This is a genomic window from Pseudomonas sp. BN415 (assembly GCF_029871195.1).
GTDB classification, from domain to species: Bacteria; Pseudomonadota; Gammaproteobacteria; order Pseudomonadales; family Pseudomonadaceae; genus Metapseudomonas; species Metapseudomonas resinovorans.
This window is the reverse complement of sequence record NZ_SSOK01000064.1, coordinates 57,120-78,041: the sequence shown is the minus strand read 5'-3', so window position 1 is coordinate 78,041 and position 20,922 is coordinate 57,120. Positions and strand designations below refer to the sequence as shown.

23 protein-coding genes are annotated in these 20,922 nt (G+C 61.4%); 9 read left to right on the top strand and 14 right to left on the bottom strand.

Annotation, left to right across the window (positions count from 1 at the left end):
• Positions 1-17: 17 nt before the first annotated feature.
• Positions 18-644: an alpha/beta fold hydrolase gene (locus tag E8F20_RS22430; RefSeq protein WP_280285716.1), complete on the bottom strand. Its 627-nt coding sequence runs from the start codon at positions 642-644 to the stop codon at positions 18-20.
• Between the two features lie 129 nt (positions 645-773).
• On the opposite strand from E8F20_RS22430, the gene E8F20_RS22425 reads away from it, so the two are divergent.
• Entirely contained in the window at positions 774-1,214 is a 441-nt protein-coding gene (locus E8F20_RS22425) for a DUF1043 family protein (RefSeq protein ID WP_028628476.1), read from the top strand.
• An 88-nt stretch (positions 1,215-1,302) separates the two neighbouring features.
• Here E8F20_RS22425 and cysN read toward each other — a convergent pair whose 3' ends face one another.
• From cysN to E8F20_RS22410, 3 genes are all read right to left on the bottom strand, one after another.
• Positions 1,303-3,204, bottom strand: a complete 1,902-nt coding sequence (gene cysN / locus E8F20_RS22420; RefSeq protein ID WP_280285715.1) for a sulfate adenylyltransferase subunit CysN — start codon at positions 3,202-3,204, stop codon at positions 1,303-1,305.
• A 12-nt stretch (positions 3,205-3,216) separates the two neighbouring features.
• On the bottom strand, positions 3,217-4,134 hold the full coding sequence (gene cysD, locus E8F20_RS22415) for a sulfate adenylyltransferase subunit CysD (protein WP_028628478.1): 918 nt from the start codon (positions 4,132-4,134) through the stop codon (positions 3,217-3,219).
• Between the two features lie 148 nt (positions 4,135-4,282).
• On the bottom strand, positions 4,283-5,041 hold the full coding sequence (locus E8F20_RS22410) for a Nif3-like dinuclear metal center hexameric protein (protein ID WP_280285714.1): 759 nt from the start codon (positions 5,039-5,041) through the stop codon (positions 4,283-4,285).
• Between the two features lie 111 nt (positions 5,042-5,152).
• Between E8F20_RS22410 and algW the strand changes: the two genes are divergently transcribed.
• From algW to E8F20_RS22395, 3 genes are all read left to right on the top strand, one after another.
• Complete coding sequence (algW, locus tag E8F20_RS22405; RefSeq protein WP_280285713.1) at positions 5,153-6,304, top strand: Do family serine endopeptidase AlgW; 1,152 nt, start codon at positions 5,153-5,155, stop codon at positions 6,302-6,304.
• A gap of 131 nt (positions 6,305-6,435) precedes the next feature.
• Positions 6,436-8,535: a TonB-dependent siderophore receptor gene (locus tag E8F20_RS22400; protein WP_280285712.1), complete on the top strand. Its 2,100-nt coding sequence runs from the start codon at positions 6,436-6,438 to the stop codon at positions 8,533-8,535.
• 12 nt (positions 8,536-8,547) lie between these two features.
• On the top strand, positions 8,548-9,276 hold the full coding sequence (locus E8F20_RS22395) for a DUF4198 domain-containing protein (RefSeq protein ID WP_280285711.1): 729 nt from the start codon (positions 8,548-8,550) through the stop codon (positions 9,274-9,276).
• Positions 9,277-9,339: 63 nt separating this feature from the next.
• Here E8F20_RS22395 and hisC read toward each other — a convergent pair whose 3' ends face one another.
• The 10 genes from hisC to E8F20_RS22345 all read right to left on the bottom strand — a co-directional run bounded on the left by hisC (position 9,340) and on the right by E8F20_RS22345 (position 17,242).
• Positions 9,340-10,392 carry a histidinol-phosphate transaminase gene (gene hisC, locus E8F20_RS22390; RefSeq protein ID WP_280285710.1) on the bottom strand — a complete coding sequence of 351 codons (1,053 nt, stop codon included), beginning with the start codon at positions 10,390-10,392 and terminating at the stop codon, positions 9,340-9,342.
• Positions 10,393-10,394: 2 nt separating this feature from the next.
• Positions 10,395-11,723 carry a histidinol dehydrogenase gene (gene hisD / locus E8F20_RS22385; RefSeq protein ID WP_280285709.1) on the bottom strand — a complete coding sequence of 443 codons (1,329 nt, stop codon included), beginning with the start codon at positions 11,721-11,723 and terminating at the stop codon, positions 10,395-10,397.
• Between the two features lie 123 nt (positions 11,724-11,846).
• Entirely contained in the window at positions 11,847-12,482 is a 636-nt protein-coding gene (gene hisG, locus E8F20_RS22380; protein WP_028628483.1) for an ATP phosphoribosyltransferase, read from the bottom strand.
• A gap of 90 nt (positions 12,483-12,572) precedes the next feature.
• On the bottom strand, positions 12,573-13,838 hold the full coding sequence (gene murA, locus E8F20_RS22375) for a UDP-N-acetylglucosamine 1-carboxyvinyltransferase (RefSeq protein WP_028628484.1): 1,266 nt from the start codon (positions 13,836-13,838) through the stop codon (positions 12,573-12,575).
• 20 nt (positions 13,839-13,858) lie between these two features.
• Positions 13,859-14,098 (bottom strand): BolA family protein, encoded by a 240-nt coding sequence (locus E8F20_RS22370; RefSeq protein WP_028628485.1) that lies wholly within the window; start codon positions 14,096-14,098, stop codon positions 13,859-13,861.
• A gap of 109 nt (positions 14,099-14,207) precedes the next feature.
• Positions 14,208-14,516: an STAS domain-containing protein gene (locus tag E8F20_RS22365; protein ID WP_280285708.1), complete on the bottom strand. Its 309-nt coding sequence runs from the start codon at positions 14,514-14,516 to the stop codon at positions 14,208-14,210.
• Positions 14,513-15,157, bottom strand: coding sequence for an ABC transporter substrate-binding protein (locus E8F20_RS22360; protein WP_280285707.1), 645 nt, complete (start codon positions 15,155-15,157; stop codon positions 14,513-14,515). Before E8F20_RS22360 ends, E8F20_RS22365 begins: the two co-directional genes overlap by 4 nt.
• Before the next feature lie 11 nt (positions 15,158-15,168).
• Positions 15,169-15,636, bottom strand: a complete 468-nt coding sequence (mlaD, locus tag E8F20_RS22355) for an outer membrane lipid asymmetry maintenance protein MlaD (RefSeq protein WP_028628488.1) — start codon at positions 15,634-15,636, stop codon at positions 15,169-15,171.
• Positions 15,636-16,433 (bottom strand): lipid asymmetry maintenance ABC transporter permease subunit MlaE, encoded by a 798-nt coding sequence (gene mlaE / locus E8F20_RS22350; RefSeq protein ID WP_280285706.1) that lies wholly within the window; start codon positions 16,431-16,433, stop codon positions 15,636-15,638. Before mlaE ends, mlaD begins: the two co-directional genes overlap by 1 nt.
• Positions 16,433-17,242, bottom strand: a complete 810-nt coding sequence (locus tag E8F20_RS22345) for an ATP-binding cassette domain-containing protein (protein ID WP_137821112.1) — start codon at positions 17,240-17,242, stop codon at positions 16,433-16,435. Before E8F20_RS22345 ends, mlaE begins: the two co-directional genes overlap by 1 nt.
• A 231-nt stretch (positions 17,243-17,473) precedes the next feature.
• Here E8F20_RS22345 and E8F20_RS22340 point away from each other — a divergent pair, with 231 nt between their 5' ends.
• From E8F20_RS22340 to lptB, 5 genes are read left to right on the top strand one after another with little or no spacing between them, the layout of a single operon-like run.
• Entirely contained in the window at positions 17,474-18,448 is a 975-nt protein-coding gene (locus E8F20_RS22340) for a KpsF/GutQ family sugar-phosphate isomerase (RefSeq protein WP_280285705.1), read from the top strand.
• Positions 18,448-18,972, top strand: coding sequence for an HAD family hydrolase (locus E8F20_RS22335; protein ID WP_280285704.1), 525 nt, complete (start codon positions 18,448-18,450; stop codon positions 18,970-18,972). The genes E8F20_RS22340 and E8F20_RS22335 overlap by 1 nt, the downstream gene beginning before the upstream one ends.
• Before the next feature lie 8 nt (positions 18,973-18,980).
• Positions 18,981-19,550 carry an LPS export ABC transporter periplasmic protein LptC gene (gene lptC, locus E8F20_RS22330; protein WP_280285703.1) on the top strand — a complete coding sequence of 190 codons (570 nt, stop codon included), beginning with the start codon at positions 18,981-18,983 and terminating at the stop codon, positions 19,548-19,550.
• Positions 19,537-20,073 carry a lipopolysaccharide transport periplasmic protein LptA gene (gene lptA / locus E8F20_RS22325; RefSeq protein WP_028628494.1) on the top strand — a complete coding sequence of 179 codons (537 nt, stop codon included), beginning with the start codon at positions 19,537-19,539 and terminating at the stop codon, positions 20,071-20,073. Before lptC ends, lptA begins: the two co-directional genes overlap by 14 nt.
• On the top strand, positions 20,073-20,798 hold the full coding sequence (gene lptB / locus E8F20_RS22320; RefSeq protein ID WP_016490964.1) for an LPS export ABC transporter ATP-binding protein: 726 nt from the start codon (positions 20,073-20,075) through the stop codon (positions 20,796-20,798). Before lptA ends, lptB begins: the two co-directional genes overlap by 1 nt.
• Positions 20,799-20,922 lie beyond the last annotated feature (124 nt).

The following is a 20,922-nucleotide window of genomic DNA, read 5'->3' as shown; positions in this document are numbered from 1 at the left end:
TCAGACTTCGTTCGGAATCAGAGACGCGGCAGGACCAGATCCTTGAGGTCGGTCAACTTGCCGTGGAAGAAGTGCCCGCATTCTGCCACTTTCAGCAGCTCATGGGGGCGCGTGAGGCCAGCGGACCAGTCATACACTGCTTGGGGCGGCACGACCTCATCGGCCTCGGGCTGGATCACTGTCACCTCGCCGCCTTCAGGCAGCGGGTTATCCGCCGTCAGGCGCATGACCGCCGGTGCCACCATGAACAGGCGTGGAACCAAGATACCCTGACGCCCGAGGCGACCGGCAAGGCTGGCAGCAACGAAGCCACCAAAGGAGAAGCCGAACAGGGTCAAAGGCAACTCCGGTCGCTGAGTGTAGAACCAGTGGGCGACGGCTTCGGCGTCGTCCACCTCGCCAGTGCCCATATCATGACTACCGGCACTGGCGCCGACGCCTCGATAATTGAAGCGCAATGTGCTGTATCCCGCGTCACGGGCGGTGCGTTGCAGGGTGGAAACCACCTTGTTGAGCATGGTGCCGCCCTGCACCGGATTAGGATGACAGATCAGCGCGAGGCCCTTGGCCTCAGGTAAATCAAGATGCAGCGCCTCGATCTGGCCACATGGGCCATCGAGCAGGAGAGGGTTTTCGCGGCTCAACTAGGGAAACTCCGTGACCCCGTGACGGGTCGACTCGTCTTGGATTAGCACAACAGGGCTTGCGTCGCGGTATACAGCGCGGATTCGAGCCGTTAACGTAAAGCAAAGCCGTTTATAGAGGAAGGACTCGTGGAACAGTCGCTCACCGTCTGGTTGTTACCAGCCTTCGCCCTGCTCGCCGGTATCGGCATCGGATTCCTGATTGCCCGCCTGGTGCCCAATGCCGCTCCGAGCCGGACGCAGCGCCAGCTGGATGATCTGCAGGAACGTTTCGATACCTACCAGAGCGAGGTGGTCACTCACTTCAACACCACCGCCAGCCTGGTGAAAAAACTCACCCAGAGCTACCAGGAAGTGCAGGAGCATCTGTCCGAGGGCGCCAGCCGCCTGGCCCTGGATGAGCTGACCCGCCAACGCCTGCTGGCCGCACTACACGCCGATGAGGCTGCCAGTCCGCGAGAGCGCCTGACACCACCGAAGAGCAATGAAGCGCCCAAGGACTATGCGCCCAAAGCCCCGGACGCCCCTGGCACCCTGGACGAGACCTTCGGCCTGAAAGGCAAGTACTGATTCCGACACGGCTGGACCTCCGATCGGCCAGCCGAACCGGAGGCCAACAAAAAGCCCCGCGATGCGGGGCTTTTTGTTGTTCGGTCGCTTAGATCGCACCGCGAGAGCGGAGCAGTTCCAGGACTTGCTTGACGCCCTCTTCCACCGTGACGGCCTGGGTATCGATCACCAGATCGGCATCCAGCGGCACATCGTAGGGGAAGGACTCTCCCGGGATATTGTCCCGACCTGCAGCGTACAGGCCTTGCGGGTCACGCTCGCGGCACGCCAGCGGCGATGCCTGCACATAGACGGTGATCAGGCGGTCAGCACCAATCAGCGCCTTGGCCTGCTCGCGACCTTCGGCATCCGGAGCAACGAAGGCAGCCAAAGTCAGCAGGCCGGCTTCGTTGAACTGGCGCGCAACGTGAGCAGCACGTCGCCAGTTCTCGGTGCGGCCGGCGCGATCCTGCGGCAAGCCCTTGTTCAGGTCATGACGCAGGTTCTGGCCATCCAGCACGTAAACCGCACGCCCCATGTCGAAGAGCTTGCGCTCCACGGCGTAGGCCAAGGTGCTCTTGCCTGCGCCTGAGAGGCCGCTGAACAGCACGGTAGCCGGCTGCTGGCCGAAGCGTGCTGCGCGCTCCTCGCGGGCAACGTGCGCCTGTTTGCCATGGTGACCGTCGAGATTACGCCCGGCTTGCGGATCGGCGATGATCATGCCGGCGCCGACGGTGCCATTGGTGAGGCGATCAATGACGATGAATGCACCGGTGGTGCGGTTCTGTTCGTAGCCGTCGAGGGCAATCGGCGCATCCAGGCTGACCTTGACCTTGGCGATCTCATTCAGTTGAAGGCTGCTGCCTGCTGTTTCCTCGAGGGTGTTCACGTCCACCTTGTGCGCGATGCTGGGAATGGAGCCCGGCACATAGCTGGTGGCGCGCTTGATGTCATACTTCTTGCCCGGAAGCATAGGCTCTTCGGACATCCATACCAGCATGGCGTCGAAGCCGTCGGTGACCTGCGGGCGGTTGTCGGCATGCACCAACATGTCGCCGCGGGAAACGTCGATTTCATCTTCCAGTGTCAGGGTGATCGCCTGGCCGGGGCCGGCGTGCTCCAATTCGCCTTCGTAGGTGACGATTGACTTGACGCGGCTGCCCTTGCCCGAAGGCAGAGCCACCACTTCATCACCCTTGCGCACGACGCCGCTGGCCAAGGTTCCGGCGAATCCGCGGAAGTTGAGGTTCGGACGGTTCACGTACTGCACCGGGAAGCGCATGTCGGAGACGTTTCGGTCGCCGGCGATTTCCACGGTTTCAAGGATTTCCATCAGCGACTGCCCGGTGTACCAGGGCGAGCGCTCGCTCTTGTTCACCACGTTGTCGCCCTTCAGGGCCGACATCGGCACGAAGTGGATCGAGGTGGGGTTGAGCTTGATGCGTTCGGCAAAGTGCAGGTAGTCGGCCTTGATGCTCTCGAACACCACCTGGTCGAAGTCTTTCAGGTCCATCTTGTTGATGGCGACGACGATGTGCTTGATACCCAGCAAGGATGCGATGTAGCTGTGCCGGCGGGTCTGGGTCTGCACACCGTAGCGGGCGTCAACCAGGATAATGGCCAGGTCGCAGGTGGAGGCGCCGGTCGCCATATTGCGGGTGTACTGCTCATGGCCGGGGGTATCGGCAATGATGAACTTGCGCTTGGCAGTGCTGAAGTAGCGGTACGCCACGTCAATGGTGATGCCCTGCTCGCGCTCGGCCTGCAGTCCGTCGACCAGCAGCGCCAGGTCAACGTCGTCACCGGTGGTGCCGACTTTCTTCGAATCACGGGTGATGGCTTCCAGATGGTCTTCGTAGATCATCTTGGAGTCGTGCAGCAGGCGCCCGATCAGGGTGCTCTTACCGTCGTCGACGTTGCCGCAAGTGAGAAAGCGCAGCAGTTCCTTGCGTTCGTGCTGGGCCAAGTAAGCGAGGATATCCTCGCTGATCAGATCGGATTGGTGGCTCATGATGCGGAATCCTTAGAAATAGCCCTGACGTTTCTTCTCTTCCATCGAGCCGGCGGCGTCGTGGTCGATGACCCGCCCCTGGCGTTCGGAAGTACGGGTCAGGAGCATTTCCTGGATGATTTCCGGCAACGTGGTCGCCGTGGACTCCACCGCGCCAGTCAGCGGGTAGCAGCCTAGGGTGCGGAAACGCACCATGCGCTTCTCGATACGCGCTTTCTCTTCGTCGGAGAGATGCTCGAGGATGCGCTCGTCGTCGATCATGATCAGCGTGCCGTTCTTCTCGATGACTTCACGCTCGGCGGCGAAGTACAGCGGGACGATCGGAATCTGTTCCAGATAGATGTACTGCCAGATGTCCAGCTCAGTCCAGTTGGACAGCGGGAAGACGCGAATCGACTCGCCCTTCTTCACCTTGCCGTTGTAGACGTTCCAGAGTTCGGGGCGCTGGTTCTTCGGGTCCCAGCGATGCTTGCTGTCGCGGAAGGAGTAGACGCGCTCCTTGGCGCGAGACTTCTCCTCGTCGCGGCGAGCGCCGCCGAATGCCGCATCGAAGCCGTACTTGTCGAGTGCCTGCTTCAGGCCCTCGGTCTTCATCACGTCAGTGTGCTTTGCACTGCCATGGGTGAAGGGGTTGATGCCCTGGGCTACGCCTTCCGGGTTGACGTGGGTGATCAGGTCCAGGCCCATCTCGGCGACCATCTTGTCGCGGAAACGGTACATCTCCTGGAACTTCCACCGGGTGTCGACATGCATGACCGGGAACGGCAGCTTGCCGGGGAAGAACGCCTTGCGCGCCAGGTGCAGCATGACGGCGGAGTCTTTACCGATGGAGTAGAGCATCACCGGGTTGTCGAATTCGGCGGCCACTTCACGAATGATGTGGATGCTCTCCGCCTCCAGCTGTTTCAGGTGCGTCAGTTTATCGAGCATGGCTACTCACGAAGATCTTTCTGATACGACGGCCGGCGGGCCGTGGACGAGCGGGCACTCTAACACAGCCCCTCCCTTCTATTGAGAGGCCTGTTTAGAACGAAAAAATCTAGTGATATGCCCACCGGGTAGATGCCGCACAGCGCCCTCAAACGGGATTCGGGCAATCGATGAAGAGATGCTCCAGGGCGAAACGCCGCGCCAGATAGTCGCCCAGCGCCTGCACGCCGTAACGCTCGGTCGCATGATGGCCGGCGGCGATGAAGCTGATACCGTTTTCCCGTGCACTATGGAAGGTCTGCTCAGAGGCTTCGCCCGTCAGGTAGAGGTCAACGCCCGCTGCAATCGCGGTATCGATGTAGCCCTGGCCGCCACCCGTGCACCAGCCGATCCGACTGATCATCCGGTCGCCCTCGACCAGCAGCGGCTCACGCCCCAGGACCTCGTGCACACGACGAGCGAAGTCGATGGCGGTCATGGGCTCGACCAATGAGCCGATCAGGCCAACAGTACGCGGATTATCCGGTTCCAGCGGGCCTTCAACGATGATGTCCAACTGGCGCGCAAGCTGAACGTTGTTGCCCACCTCGGCATGCAAATCCAGTGGCAGGTGGTAGGCCAACAGGCTGACGTCGTTGGCCAGCAGCGTCTTCAGACGGCGCTGCTTCATGCCTACCACGCATGGATTTTCACCCTTCCAGAAGTAGCCGTGGTGAACCAGCACCACATCCGCCTCGGCCTCCACCGCGGCGTCCAGCAAGGCCTGGCTGGCGGTGACGCCGGTGACGATTCGGCTGACCTGCGGACGCCCCTCGACCTGCAGGCCGTTGGGGCAGTAATCCTGGATCCGCGAAGCGTTCAGGTAGCGCTCCGCTTCTTCCACCAGAGTGTTCAAGGCAATGGCCATGGCGTTCCTCACAAGCTGTTGCGGACGGCTCGTTTTTAACGGGCGCCCTCGTATAATGGCGCCACCTTAAGGGGCACCCCTGCCCCTCGCAACCCTCAGGATTCTCCCTCGATGCTCAAGGCCCTGCGATATCTCGGCTGGCCCCTGATTGTCGGCGTGCTCGTGGCACTGCTGATCATCCAGCAATACCCTGAATGGGTCGGTCTGCCTCGCCAGGAAGTGCATCTGCAGGAAGCACCCAAGTTCAACTTCACCCGCCAAGGTCCGGACTCCTATGCGGACGCGGTCACCAGCGCCTCGCCGGCAGTAGCCAACCTCTACACCACCAAGATGGTGAGCAAGCCCGCTCACCCACTGTTCGAGGATCCTCAGTTCCGCCGCTTTTTCGGCGACAACCTGCCGCGTCAACGGCGCATGGAGTCCAGCCTGGGTTCAGCGGTGATCATGAGCCCCGAAGGCTACCTGTTGACCAACAACCACGTAACCGCCGGCGCCGACCAGATCGTGGTGGCCCTCAAGGACGGCCGTGAGACCCTGGCACGCCTGGTGGGCAGCGACCCGGAAACCGACCTGGCGGTGCTGAAGATCGACCTCAAGGACTTGCCGCCCATCACTCTCGGCCGCTCGGACAACATCCGCATCGGCGACGTCGCCCTGGCCATCGGCAACCCCTTCGGTGTCGGCCAAACCGTGACCATGGGCATTATCAGCGCCACCGGCCGTAACCAATTGGGCCTGAATACCTATGAAGATTTCATCCAGACCGATGCCGCAATCAACCCCGGCAACTCCGGCGGTGCCCTGGTAGACGCCAATGGCAACCTGATCGGCATCAACACCGCAATCTTCTCCAAGTCCGGCGGCTCCCAGGGCATCGGTTTCGCTATTCCGGTCAAGTTAGCACTAGAGGTGATGAAGGCGATCATCGAGCACGGCTCGGTGATTCGCGGCTGGCTTGGGATCGAGGTTCAGCCGCTGACCCCGGAACTGGCCGAATCCTTTGGCCTGGATGGCCGACCCGGCATTGTCGTCGCCGGCATCTACCGCGACAGCCCGGCGCAACGCGCGGCACTGCAGCCCGGTGACATCATCCTCAGTATCGAGGGCGAACCCGCAGGCGACGGCCGTCGCTCGATGAACCAGGTAGCCCGCGCCCGCCCGGGAGAGAAGGTCAGCATCCAGGTCATGCGCAACGGCAAGGAGTTGGAGCTGATCGCCGAGGTCGGCGTTCGTCCCCCCCCCAGCAGCAACGGCGGAAACTGACCCCACAGTAACGGCGCCTTCGGGCGCCGTTTTCGTTCCTGCAATCGAGCACACGCATCTTCCGGCACTGGACAAGAACGATTCCCATCTCGCAAAATGTTATGTTATTACATCTATATCGAGATCATCCGATGTCCTCCCGCCACTTTGCACCTGCCACAGGACTGGTCCTGAGCCTCCTTGGCGAGGCCGCAGCGGCCGCCCCCGCCCTCCCACTGCTGCTTGACGACATCCAGATCGAAAGCCATAGCCATGAAAGTGCCGACGGCCCGGTGCAGGGTTACCGCGCCACTCGCTCGGCCAGTGCCACCCGCACCGATACCGATATCCGCGACATTCCCCAGGCCATCAGCGTGGTTCCGGCGCAGGTACTGGACGATCTCGGCAGCACTCGCCTCGACCGTGCCCTGGATTTCGCTGGCGGCGTGTCGCGACAGAACAACTTTGGCGGGCTGACCTTCCTCTCTTACAGCATTCGCGGTTTCACTACCGGCGAGCTGTACAAGAACGGTTTCGCCATCAACCGCGGCAGCTACAGCTCGCCCGACAGTTCCGGGATCGAGCGCATCGAAGTGCTCAAGGGCCCCGCCGCAAGCCTCTATGGCCGTGGTGATCCAGGCGGCACCGTGAATATCGTGACCAAGAAGCCCCAGGCCGAAGCGTTTTCCCGTTTCAAGGCCAGCGCCGGTAGCTGGGACCGCTATCGCACGAGTCTGGATGTCAACTCACCGCTCGACGATAGCGCCCGGTTGCTCTCGCGCATCAATCTGGCCACTGAGGACAACGGCAGCTTCCGCGACCACCTCGGCAACCAGCGCCTGGTGATCAGCCCGTCGTTGAGCTGGCAACTGAGCCCCGACACTCGCCTGTTGCTGGAGACCGAATTCGTGCAGCACGACTCGGTGTTCGATCGCGGAATCCCGTCGGTAAACGGCGAACTGGGCTCGGTGAAGCGCTCTACCTTCCTCGGCGAGCCCAACGACGGCGATATCCGAAACCGCAACCAGATGCTCCAGGCCAGCCTCGAGCACGATCTCAACGACAGCTGGAAGCTGCGCCTGGCCAACCACTATGCCCAGGGTCACCTGCATGGCGACGCCTCGGAGAGTTCAAGACTGACCGGCAACGACGTCAGCCGCTTCTACCGCCAGCGCGATTTCGAGTGGAACGACAGCATCACCCAGCTGGAGCTACACGGCCATGTCGACACGGGCGACTGGATTCACCAGCCTCTTGTCGGTCTGGAGGTGGAGAACTACCGCAGCAGCCAGAAATACCCGCAGAGCCTCGCTTCGCTCGAATACGGTCAGGACATCTACAACCCGGTCTATGGCAAACCCAAGCCAGCGCTGACCAACCCCAACAACTTCTTCGAGCAAGTGGAAAGCCATGCCCTGAACCTGCAAGACCAAATCGACTTCGGCGGCAACTGGAAGGGGCTGATCGGCGCACGCTTCGAGCACTTTGAGCAGACCGCGCTGAACCGCGCCACTGCCGTGCGCAACGCCCAGGACAAAGACAATCTGACCCTGCGCAGCGGCCTGCTCTATCAACTGGCACCGGAGCTCGGTCTGTTCGCCAACGCCGCGACCTCCGTCAAACCCAACACCATCAGCAGCCAGGGCACGGTATTCGAGCCAGAGAAAGGGTTGGGCAAGGAAGCCGGCTTCAAGCTCGACCTTCTGGACGGCCGACTCGGCGCCACAGTCGCCTTCTTCCACATCGACAAGGAAAACGTGCTCACTGCCGACCCGAACAATCCCTCGCAGAACATTGCCGCCGGACGTGCGCGCAGCCAGGGCCTGGACCTGCAGGTCAGCGGCCAACTGAACGAAGCCGTACGGGTTATCGGCGCCTATGCCTACATCGATGCCGAAATCACCAAGGACAACGTACTTCCCGAAGGCAGCCGGCTGCTTGGCATTCCCGAGCACAGCGGCAGCCTGCTGGCGGTCTACGAGTTCCGGGGCGGCGACCTGCGCGGCTCAGATGTGGGAGCCGCTTTCAACTATGTCGGCGACCGGTCCGGCCAGGCCGGCAGCCAGTTCGAACTGCCCGCCTACGCGACCGTCGACCTGCTCGCCCACTACAAGGCTAGCCAGCGGGTAAGCCTCGGCGTGAACCTCAACAACCTCTTCGACCGCAAGTACTACGAACGCGCCTACAACAGCGTCTGGGTCATGCCAGGAGAGCCCCGCAACCTCAACTTCAATCTCACCCTCGACCTCTGAAAAGGAACCCCCATGCGACTGGACAAAAGCTTACTCGTCACGCCCCTCATTGCCGCCCTCTTCGCCAGCAGCGTCCAGGCCCACGGCCTTTGGACCGAGCAACGTCGTGGCAACATCGAAGTGATCTATGGCCACGGCGCCGAGGACGACGCTTTCAAGGCGGATAAAGTCAGCGGCGCCTGGGCATTCGATGGCAAGGGCAGAATGATTCCGGTAACGGTGGAACGACTGGCCGACCACGCCCGTCTCAAACCCCTGAAAGCCCCGGCGACCCTGGCAGTCGCCCTGGATAACGGCCCGTGGTCGCAGACTGCCGACAAGCAATGGCTCAACCAGGGCCAGCGCCAAGTGCCCGGTGCTATCGCCTCAATTCATACCTGGAAATACAGCCTCGCCTTCTATCAGCCCGGCGCCCGACTGCCGGAGCTACAACGCATGCGCCTTGCGATCGTGCCTGAGGTCGACCCGCTGGAAGTCGGCCCGGGCAAACCGCTAGCGGTGAGAGTCCTGCTCGATGGCAAACCGGCCGCCGGTATCGAGCTGATCGGCGACTATCGTGGTGAGCCCGACGCAATCAGTGCGAAAACCGATGCCGAGGGACGCGCCACGGTACTGGTGCGCAACGCCGGGCTGAACATCATCGCCACCCAGATCACCCTCGATACGCCGAACGATCCGGACGTGAAGCAACAGGGCCTGTTCAGTTCACTGACGTTCCTCGGTGCGCCGCACCACGAGTAATTGCCCAAGAAAAAGCCGAGTGCGGAATTCCACACTCGGCTCTTTCTTTCGATCGCAGAAGGCTTAAAGCGTATTCAGAGCGTCCAGCAGTGCCTGGTTCTGCTCCGGCGTGCCGATGGTGATCCGCAGGAATTGGGCAATGCGTTCCTGCTTGAAGTGGCGAACGATCACGCCCTGTTCGCGCAGCCCAGCGGCGATGCCGGCAGCATCCTTCTGCGGGTGACGCGCAAAGACGAAATTGGCAGCCGACGGTAGTACGTCGAAGCCCAGCTTGCCCAGCTCGGCCACCAGGTGCTCACGGCTGTCGATTACCTTGCGGCAGGTATCCTCGAAGTAGGCCCTGTCTTCGAAGGCGACCGCCGCACCCGCGATTGCCATGCGATCGAGCGGGTAGGAATTGAAGCTGTTCTTGATCCGCTCCAACGCCTCGATCAGGTCCGGATGCCCCACGGCCAGGCCCACCCGCAGTCCTGCCAGGGAGCGGGACTTGGATAGGGTCTGAGTCACCAGCAGGTTCGGGTAGCGATCCACCAGACTGATGGCGGTCTGGCCACCGAAGTCGATGTAGGCCTCGTCCACCAGCACCACTGTATCTGGATTGGCCTGGAGCAGACGCTCGATTGCCTCAAGCGCCAGCAGGCAACCGGTCGGGGCATTGGGGTTGGGGAAGACGATGCCGCCGTTGGGGCGCGCGTAATCCTCGACGCGGATCTGGAACTGCTCGTCCAGCGGCAACGCCTCGAACGGAATGCCGTATAGGCCACAGTAGACCGGGTAGAAGCTGTAGCTCACGTCCGGGAACAGCAGCGGCTTGCCGTGCTGGAACAGGCCGTGGAAGGCGTGGGCCAGGACCTCATCCGAACCGTTTCCGACGAACACCTGGCTAGTCTGCACACCATAGTAATCGGCCACCGCCTGCTTCAGGCGATCACTGTTCGGGTCCGGATACAGGCGCAGGTTGTCGCCAACCTCGGCGTGCATGGCCGCCACTGCCTTGGGTGACGGACCATAGGGATTCTCGTTGGTATTCAGCTTCACCAGCTTGGCCAGCTTAGGTTGCTCACCCGGTACGTAGGGCACCAGTTCCTTGACGAAGGGACTCCAGAACTTGCTCATATTCACTCCCCCTGCTCCTTGTTAGGAGCCATGCGGTATTCAGCGCTGCGCGCGTGGGCGGTCAGCGACTCGCCGCGGGCCAGAACGGATGCAGTCTTGCCCAGTTCGGACGCACCGTCGGCCGAGCAGAAGATGATCGAAGAGCGCTTCTGGAAATCGTACACGCCGAGCGGCGAGGAGAAGCGCGCGGTACCGGAGGTCGGCAGCACGTGGTTCGGGCCGGCGCAGTAGTCACCCAAAGCTTCAGCGGTGTAGCGGCCCATGAAGATGGCGCCAGCGTGACGGATCTGCGGCAGCCAGGCCTGCGGATCGGCAACGGACAGTTCCAGGTGCTCAGGAGCAATGCGATTGGCCACCTGACAGGCCTGGGCCTGGTCGGTCACCTGGATCAGCGCACCACGGTTCTGCAACGAAGTACGGATGATCTCGGCACGCTCCATGGTCGGCAGCAGTTTGTCGATGCTGGCGGCCACCTTGTCGAGGAAAGCGGCGTCGGGACTGACCAGGATGGCCTGTGCATCCTCGTCGTGCTCAGCCTGGGAGAACAGGTCCATGGCAATCCAGTCCGGATCGGTACCACCGTCGCAGACCACCAGGATTTCCGAGGGGCCGGCAATCATGTCGATACCCACCTGGCCGAACACATGGCGCTTGGCGGTGGCAACGTAGATATTGCCCGGACCGACGATCTTGTCTACCTGAGGCACGCTCTCGGTACCGTAGGCCAACGCGGCTACGGCTTGGGCGCCGCCTATGGTGAAGACGCGATCCACACCGGCCACGCAAGCGGCAGCGAGGACGATTTCATTGATCTCGCCACGGGGGGTGGGCACCACCATCACCACCTCGGTGACGCCGGCAACCTTGGCAGGAATCGCGTTCATCAGCACGGACGACGGGTAGGACGCCTTGCCACCCGGCACGTACAGGCCTGCGCGATCCAGCGGGGTGACTTGCTGGCCCAGCACGGTGCCGTCGGCCTCGGTGTACGTCCAGGAATCCTGCTTTTGCTTCTCGTGGTAGCTGCGCACGCGTTCGGCAGCGGTTTCCAGGGCCTTGCGCTGCTCGGCAGTAATGCGCCTCAGGGCCAACTCCAGGCGCTCGCGCGGCAGAATCAGCTCGGCCATCGAGGACGCCTGAACGCCATCGAAACGCTGGGTGAACTCGACTACCGCAGCATCGCCACGCTCGCGCACGGCCTTGATGATGTCGAGCACACGCTGATTGACCGCTTCGTCGGATACGCTTTCCCAGCTCAGCAGATGATCCAGGTGTCGAGCAAAGTCCGGATCAGCGGCATTGAGTCGGCGGATAGCGATTGGAGCGGTCATAGCGGGCCTCATGAATGGCAATAGCTCGGGCGCCGCTAGAGTAGCAAGCCCACCGTGCGGGCACCCGAGAATATTGGCTATGACACGGATAGGCGCGTGCGGCGCAGGGCCGCACTCAAGGTGTCAGCTTGGGTGTCGAGACTCGACCGCATTGCGCAACACTTCGATCAGTGCCTGAATGCGTGCGTGCTGCATCTTCATCGACGCCTTGTTAACGATCAGCCGCGAGCTGATGGTGGCAATCAGTTCCTGGGGCTCCAGGCCATTGGCGCGCAGGGTGTTACCGGTGTCGACCACGTCGATGATCTTGTCGGCCAAACCCACAAGGGGCGCCAGCTCCATAGAACCATACAGCTTGATCACGTCGACCTGACGGCCTTGCTCAGCGTAATAGCGCTTGGCGACGTTGACGAACTTGGTCGCTACTCGCAGGCGCCCCTTGGGTTCCGGTGCACCAATCGCACCGGCGGTCATCAGCTTACAGCAGGCGATCCTGAGGTCCAGAGGCTCATAAAGTCCCTGGCCACCGTACTCCATGAGCACATCCTTGCCAGCAACGCCGAGGTCGGCGGCGCCGTGCTCGACGTAGGTCGGCACGTCGGTGGCACGCACAATGAGCAAGCGCACATCGTCCTGAGTGGTAGGGATGATCAGCTTGCGGCTCTTGTCCGGATTCTCGGTGGGCACAATGCCGGCTTCGGCGAGCAACGGCAGGGTGTCGTCGAGAATGCGGCCCTTGGACAGTGCGATGGTGAGCATGAAACTGGATTTCCTTGGCTACGGCCCGTTCGGGGCCTGTTGCGCGGTCGCTAGTGGCCGGCCCCGTTCAGGGCCGGCCGATAACACGACCTAACCCGGCACGCGGCGGATCTTGGCGCCGAGCAACTGCAGTTTTTCTTCGATGCACTCGTAACCACGATCGATGTGGTAGATGCGGTCGATCAGAGTGTCGCCCTCGGCAACCAGGCCGGCGATTACCAGGCTGGCGGAAGCACGCAGGTCGGTGGCCATGACCGGTGCACCCTTGAGCTTCGGTACGCCGGTAACGATGGCGGTGTTGCCTTCAACCAGGATCTGAGCACCCATGCGATTCATTTCGTAGACGTGCATGAAGCGGTTTTCGAACACCGTCTCGATCACCGCACCAGTGCCTTCAGCCACGGCGTTCATGGAGATGAACTGGGCCTGCATGTCGGTGGGGAACGCTGGATAAGGGGCAGTACGGACGTTAACCGCTTTCGGGCGGTTGCCTTTCATGTCCAGCTCGATCCAGTTGTTGCCGGTATTGATGTGGGCACCGGCCTCTTCGAGCTTTTGCAGCACGGCTTCGAGGATAGTCGGATCGGTGTCCTTGAGCTTGACGCGACCACCAGTGGCGGCGGCAGCCACCAGGTAGGTACCGGTTTCGATACGGTCGGGCATTACGTTGTAGCGCGCGCCGCCCAGACGTTTGACGCCATCAATGGTGATGGTATCGGTACCAGCGCCCTGGATTTGAGCGCCCATGGCGATCAGGCAGTTGGCCAGGTCAACCACTTCCGGTTCACGAGCGGCGTTCTGCAGCACAGTACGACCGTTGGCCAAGGCAGCAGCCATCATGATGTTTTCGGTGCCGGTCACGCTGACGGTATCGAAGAAGAAATTGGCGCCGCGCAGGCCGCCGGCCGGAGCCTTGGCCTTGATGTAACCACCCTCGACATCGATCTTCGCCCCCATGGCCTCAAGACCACGGATGTGCAAGTCGACCGGACGCGAACCAATGGCGCAGCCACCGGGCAGAGCCACTTCGGCCTCGCCGAAGCGGGCAACCATGGGGCCAAGCACCAGGATGGAAGCACGCATGGTCTTGACCAGCTCGTAGGGAGCGACCAGGGTCTTGATGCTGCTGGCGTCAACTTCTACGGCCAGCTTCTCGTCGATCACTGGCTGCACGCCCATACGACCGAAGAGCTCGATCATGGTGGTGATGTCGTGCAGGTGTGGCAGGTTGGCCACAGTGACCGGTGTGTCGGCCAGCAGGGTAGCGGCCAGGATCGGCAGCGCAGAGTTCTTTGCGCCGGAAATGCGGATCTCGCCATCGAGGCGTTGACCGCCGGTAATAATCAGTTTGTCCATAGTTCTCTCGGCAGCGGAGCTCAGGAGCGCTCGGCCCAGGCGGCCCGGCTGAAGAATTTCATGGTGACAGCATGGATGCTGCCGTCAGCAATCCAGGGATTCAGGTGGGCGTATACCTGCTGCTGACGCTTCACCGGGCTCAGGCCGGCCAGCTCATCGCTGATCAGGTTCAACTGGAAGTTGCAGCCTTCCCCTTCAACTTCCACCTGAGTACCTGGCAGTTTCGCCTCCAGGAGGCTTTTCACTTCTACGGCCTGCATGCTCAACCTCAATCGGCGCCCAACGCGCGCGGGTCGGCCATGATACAAAAAAGCCCTCCGCCTGCGAACCCCGCGTGCGCGGGGCCTGACGGAGGGCCGTTGGACCGGCTCAAGCTTCTAACGGAAGCAGCTCGGTCACTCCGGATACTTCGGCGATCTGCCGCATATCCTCGGGCATTCCACGCACCGTCACCACCTTTCCGGCAGCCGCGGCGTCCCGCATGAAGGCCAGTAGCAAGGCGAGGCCGACACTGCTGGTCTTCTCTACTGCGGAGCAGTCCAGCAGCAGACCTGTGCCTTTACTGGCACGGATCATCTGCCTGCCCGCCTCACGCAGCTGCGGCCCAGTGCTGTAATCGAGCACGCCGACCAGACGCAACTCGCCCGGAGCGGCCTGCTCGATACGGGCCTCACTCATTGTCCGCCCGCCTGTTTGGCCTCATCGGATTGCTTAGCCTTGGCGACCACCTCGGCCCAACCATTGATGGTTTTGTCGAGATCATTGCCATTGCGCTGCATGGTATCGGCGAACTGATCACGGAACAGCTTGCCGATGTTGATGCCATTGATGATCACGTTGCGCAGCATCCACTGCCCATTGACGTTCACCATCGTGTAGGAGACCGGGTAGACCGTGCCCTTGCTGTCCTTGACCTCCATTCCCACACTGGTGCGCTCGGGGTCTTCCTTCTTGGTCGGCAGCACCCGGATTTCCTGGTTGTCGTACTCCAGCAGGGCGTTTCCGTAGAACTGGATCAGGCTGCGCTTGAAGTTCTCCTGGAAGCGAGTCATCTGCTCAGGCGTGGCCTTGCGCGAATACTTGACGGTCATGATGCTGCGAGAGATGCCATCGGCATCGACGACCGGACCGAGAATGCCGTTCAAGGCCTCGTAGAATGCGTTCGGGTCAATGCGATACTGCTGCTTGTTCGCCTTGAGATCAGCCAGCAATTGGTCAGTGGTCTGCTGCACCACATCGCGCGCACTCGGCGCAGCCGTGGCCAGCAGGGGCAAAGCCGCCAGCAGCACCAGCAGGCCGTTTCGCAGAGTTTTGATCATGTTTCGAATCCTCATTTGCTCTCTTTATTGACCGTGTTCAGCAAGAACTTTCCGATCAGATCTTCCAGCACAAGGGCCGACTGCGTGTCGCGGATGGTGCCGCCATCTGCGAGCAGCTCCTCATCACCACCGACGCTGATGCCAATGTACTTCTCACCCAGCAGGCCGGCCGTGAGGATGGATGCCGTGGAGTCGGCAGGCAGGTTATCCACGCGCTTCTCCACCTCCATCGTGACGCGACCGGTGTAGCTGTCGCGATCCAGATCGATAGCTGTAACCTTGCCTATGGTGACACCTGCCATGGTCACCTTTGCTCTGACAGTCAAACCGGCAATATTGTCGAAATGCGCGTAAAGCTTGTAGGTGTCGCCATTGGCGCCATAAGACAGACCACTGACCCGCAGAGCTAGAAGCAGCAAGGCCAACAGACCGGCCAGGAGGAACAGGCCGACACCAATTTCCAAGGTGCGGATTTGCATCAGAAATCTCCAAACATCAAGGCGGTCAGGATGAAGTCAAGCCCCAGCACGGCCAGCGAGGCGTAGACCACGGTTTTAGTCGTTGCGCGGCTGATCCCTTCCGAGGTCGGCTCGCAGTCATAACCCTGGAACACAGCGATCCAGGTCACCACGAAGGCAAATACGACGCTCTTGACCACGCCGTTCAGCACATCCTCGGTGAATTGCACACTGTTCTGCATGTTGGACCAGAAAGAGCCCTCATAGACTCCCAGCCAGTCCACGGCAACCATAGCGCCGCCCCAGATGCCCACCACGCTGAAGATGATCGCCAGCAGCGGCATCGAGATGAAGCCCGCCCAAAGGCGCGGTGCAATGATGTACTTGAGCGGATCGACACCGATCATCTCCAGGCTGGAGAGTTGTTCGGTGGACTTCATATTGCCGATCTCGGCCGTCAGCGCCGAGCCGGCGCGTCCAGCGAAGAGCAGACCGGTCACCACTGGGCCAAGCTCACGCAGCAAAGTCAGCGCAACCATCTGGCCCACTGCCTGCTCGGACCCGTAGTCGACCAGGATGTTATAGCCCTGGAGGGCCAGCACCATGCCGATGAAAATGCCGGAGACCACAATGATCGCCAACGACAGCACACCAACCGCGTAGAGCTGCTTGACCAGCAACTGAAAGCCATTGCCCACGCCGGTACGGCCAAACAGGGCATGGATCAGGAACAGGGTGGAGCGGCCCAGCGCTTCCAGCACATCCAGACCGGAACGCCCGAGCAGGCGAATGCGCTCGAGCAAGGATTTCTTGCGCATCAGCGCCCCCCCAGCAAGTCTTTGCGGTAATCCGGCGCCGGGAAATGGAAGGGCACCGGACCGTCCGGAATACCTTTCATGAACTGGCGGATACGCGGGTTATCGGAATTCATCAGCTCATCCGGGGTTCCCTGCCCCAGTACCTGGGAATCGCCCACCACATAGAGGTAGTCCGCGATGCTCGCGGTTTCCGCCAGGTCGTGGGAAACCACGATGCTGGTAATCCCGAGCGCATCGTTGAGCAGGCGAATCAATCGCACCAGTACGCCCATGGCAATGGGGTCCTGACCGACGAACGGTTCGTCATACATCAGTATCTGCGGATCGAGTGCAATCGCCCGCGCCAGCGCCACGCGGCGCTTCATGCCACCGGAAAGTTCATCAGGCATCAGCTCGATGGCGCCACGCAAGCCAACGGCCTGGAGCTTCATCAAAACTATGTCACGAATCATTTCTTCAGGCAGCTTGGTGTGCACCCGCAACGGAAACGCGACATTCTCGAAGACATCCAGATCAGTGAACAGCGCACCACTCTGGAACAGCACACCAAACTGCTTGCGCATGTCGAACAGGTCGGCACGGGAGAGTTTGGGTAGGTTCTGGCCATTGACCCAGACCTCGCCACTGGCGGGCTTGAGCTGGGCAGCGATCAGTCGCAGCAACGTGGTCTTGCCGCAGCCAGAAGGCCCCATGATGCCGGTTACCTTGCCGCGCGGGATGCGGATATCGACATCTTGAAAAATGCTGCGCGTGCCGCGATTGAAGGTCACTCCCTTCAACTCGACGGCATAGGCGTTTTCGGCGCTCATCTAAACTCCTTGCGATACAGCCTCCCTGAAAGACGACGCGTCCCAACGCAAGGACACCCCGCCCGGGACGGGCCGAACAAGGCGCGGACTATATCACCGCGCCATTGCTGCTCCCAAGGCCACACCAGCGTCTGTTCAGCTTTGCGACAGCCTCCACGGCATTGGCGCGTGAGCTAAATCACCTTTATCGCTATAATCGCCGCCTTTTCCCTCGGCAACTGCACGCCCTCCATGAGCCAATCCAGCGATCTCATCAAGTCCGCACAACGTACTATCCGACTCGAACGCGAGGCCATCGACGCCCTTCTGCCGCGCATCGACGCCGATTTCGTTCGCGCCTGCGAACTGATTCTGGCGTGCAAGGGACGCGTAGTCGTAGTCGGGATGGGCAAGTCAGGTCACGTCGGCAAAAAGGTCGCCGCCACCCTGGCCAGTACCGGTACCCCCTCGTTCTTCGTCCACCCGGCCGAAGCCAGCCATGGCGACATGGGCATGATCACCCGCGACGACGTGGTCCTGGCGCTTTCCAACTCCGGGTCGACTGCCGAGATCGTCACCCTGCTACCGCTGATCAAACGCCTGGGCATCACCCTGATCAGCCTCACGGGCAATCCGGATTCCCCACTGGCCAAGACCGCTGCGGCAAACCTGGACGCTCGCGTTGCCCAGGAAGCCTGCCCGCTGAATCTCGCGCCCACCTCCTCCACCACCGCCTCCCTGGTACTGGGCGATGCCCTCGCAATCGCCCTGCTGGAAGCTCGCGGCTTCACCGCCGAGGACTTCGCCTTCTCCCATCCGGGCGGCGCGCTGGGCCGACGCCTGCTGCTCAAGGTAGAGAACATCATGCATGGCGGCGAAAGCCTGCCCAGCGTCGCGCGTGGCACGCCGCTGCGCGAAGCGCTTCTGGAAATGACTCGCAAGGGCCTGGGCATGACCGCGGTATACGAGAACGATGGCCGTCTCGCCGGCATCTTCACCGACGGCGACCTGCGCCGCACCCTGGATAAAGGCATCGATGTGCGCCAGGCCAGCATCGACGACGTCATGACCGTCCATGGCAAGACTGTACGCCCGGACATGCTCGCCGCTGAGGCCCTGAAGATCATGGATGACCACAAGATCAACGTGCTGGTCGTGGTCGACGAAGACGACCACCCCATCGGCGCCCTGCATATTCATGATATGACCCGAGCCGGAGTGATCTGATGAGTAACGACCTCCTCACCCGTGCCAAGGCCGTTCGTCTGGCGGTATTCGACGTGGATGGCGTACTAACCGACGGCCACCTCTACTTCCTCCCCGGAGGCGGCGAATTCAAGACCTTCAACACCTTGGACGGCCAAGGCATCAAGATGCTGATGAACACGGGAGTGCGCACAGCCATCATCAGCGGCCGCCAATCCGAAGTCGTCGAGCGCCGTGCGCAGAACCTCGGCATCCAGCATCTGTTTCAGGGACGCGAGGACAAGCTGGTTGTGCTGGATGGCCTGCTCGCGGAACTCGATCTGACCCACGACCAGGTCGCCTACCTAGGCGATGACCTGCCAGACCTTCCCGTAATCCGTCGAGTCGGCCTGGGCATGGCCGTGGCCAATGCGGACGCCTTCGTGAAGCAGCACGCCCATGGCGTCACGCAGGCACGAGGCGGCGAGGGGGCGGCCCGTGAGTTCTGTGAACTCATCCTGCGCGCCCAAGGCAACCTTGAAGCGGCACAAGCCGCCTATCTCTGAGGCCTGACATGTCCAAGAACATCCGACTGGCGCTGGTCCTGATTCCCATCGCAGCACTGCTCGTCGCCCTCGGCTACTGGAACATCAGCCCTGAAAGCTTCATGGACCGGTCTCCGGCAGCGGGCAATGAAAACGCCATCGACTTCTATGTGGAAAATGGCAAGAGCACCCAGTTCCAGGAAGACGGAAAGCTTCACTACGAGCTGACGGCTACACACCTCGAACATATCAAGGCCACTGATGTCACACTGCTGACCAGTCCCGACCTGCTCCTGCATCGCGGCACGGCTTTTCCCTGGCACGTACAGAGCGAGCGTGGCGAAGTGGGCCCCGAAGGCAAGCAAGTTGAATTGATCGATAAGGTCCGAGTGGCCCGCACCGACGCCAAGGGCCGTCCGACCCTCCTGACCACCAGCCGGCTGACCGTATTCCCCGACGAGGAATATGCGCAGACCCAGCAAGCCGTTAGAATCGAGGCGGCCAATGGGGTGACCACGGCACAAGGAATGAAAGCGTACTTGAATGACAGCAGGATGATCCTGCAGTCCAACGTAAGAGGCCAGCATGAGGTTCGTTAATACCCTCCCCCTGTTGCTCAGCCTGGGCACCGCACTCGGAAGTGCTGCCGCCTGGGCACTGCCTACGGACCGCGAGCAACCGATTCGCGTCCAGGCCGACAGCGCCGAGCTTGATGACAAGCAGGGCGTCGCGGTCTACCGCGGCAACGTGGTGATTACCCAGGGCACCCTGAAAATCACCGGCGACACTGTCACCATTACCCAAGACTCCAACGGCGACGTCGAGGTATTCACCTCGGTGGGCAAACCCGCGTACTACGAACAGAAGCCCGCCGTCGACAAGGAAATAGTCAAGGCCTACGGCCTGACCATTCAATATTTCGCCGCCAACGAGCGCATCATCCTGCTCGACCAGGCCAAGGTGATTCAGGAAGGCAACACCTTCGAAGGCGAGAAGATCGTCTATGACACCCAACGCCAGATCGTCAACGCAGGCCGCGCCACCGGCAGCAACGTGACCACGCCGCGCCCGCGGATCGACATGGTCATCCAGCCGAAGAAGAAAGAGCAGAAAGCACAGTAATGGCGACTCTCAAAGCCCAGCACCTGGCCAAGAGCTACAAGAGCCGTCAGGTGGTCCGCGATGTCAGCCTGTCAATCGACAGCGGTCAGATCGTCGGCCTCCTCGGCCCCAACGGCGCGGGCAAGACTACCTGCTTCTATATGATCGTCGGCCTGGTCAAGGCCGACCAAGGGCGCGTCCTGATCGACCAGCAGGACGTCACCCATCAGCCCATGCATGGCCGCGCTCGCGCCGGCATCGGCTATCTGCCGCAGGAGGCCTCGATCTTCCGCAAGCTCAGCGTGGCGGACAACATCATGGCGATTCTCGAGACCCGCAAGGAACTCGACCGAGCCGCACGCCGCAAGGAGCTGGAGAGCCTGCTACAGGAATTTCATATCAGCCATATCCGCGATAGCCTCGGCATGAGCCTGTCAGGCGGCGAACGTCGCCGCGTGGAAATCGCCCGCGCACTGGCCACTGCCCCCAAGTTCATACTATTGGACGAGCCCTTTGCCGGTGTGGACCCAATTTCCGTGGGCGACATCAAGCAGATCATCCATCACCTCAAGGCCAAAGGGATCGGCGTACTCATCACCGACCACAATGTCCGCGAGACGCTCGATATCTGCGAGACCGCCTACATTGTCAGTGACGGACAACTGATCGCCGAGGGGGATGCGGAAGCAATCCTGGCCAACCAGTTGGTGAAGGAAGTCTATCTGGGCCACGAGTTCCGCCTGTAGCGTCCCGCGACCTTGCCTACAAGACCGGTTGCGTAAGCTAGGAAAATCCTTCAAGGTCAGGCATATAATTTGCTTCCTGGTGGCGCTACGGCGCCCTGTAGTGGATGGCGCGCAAGCGCCGGCG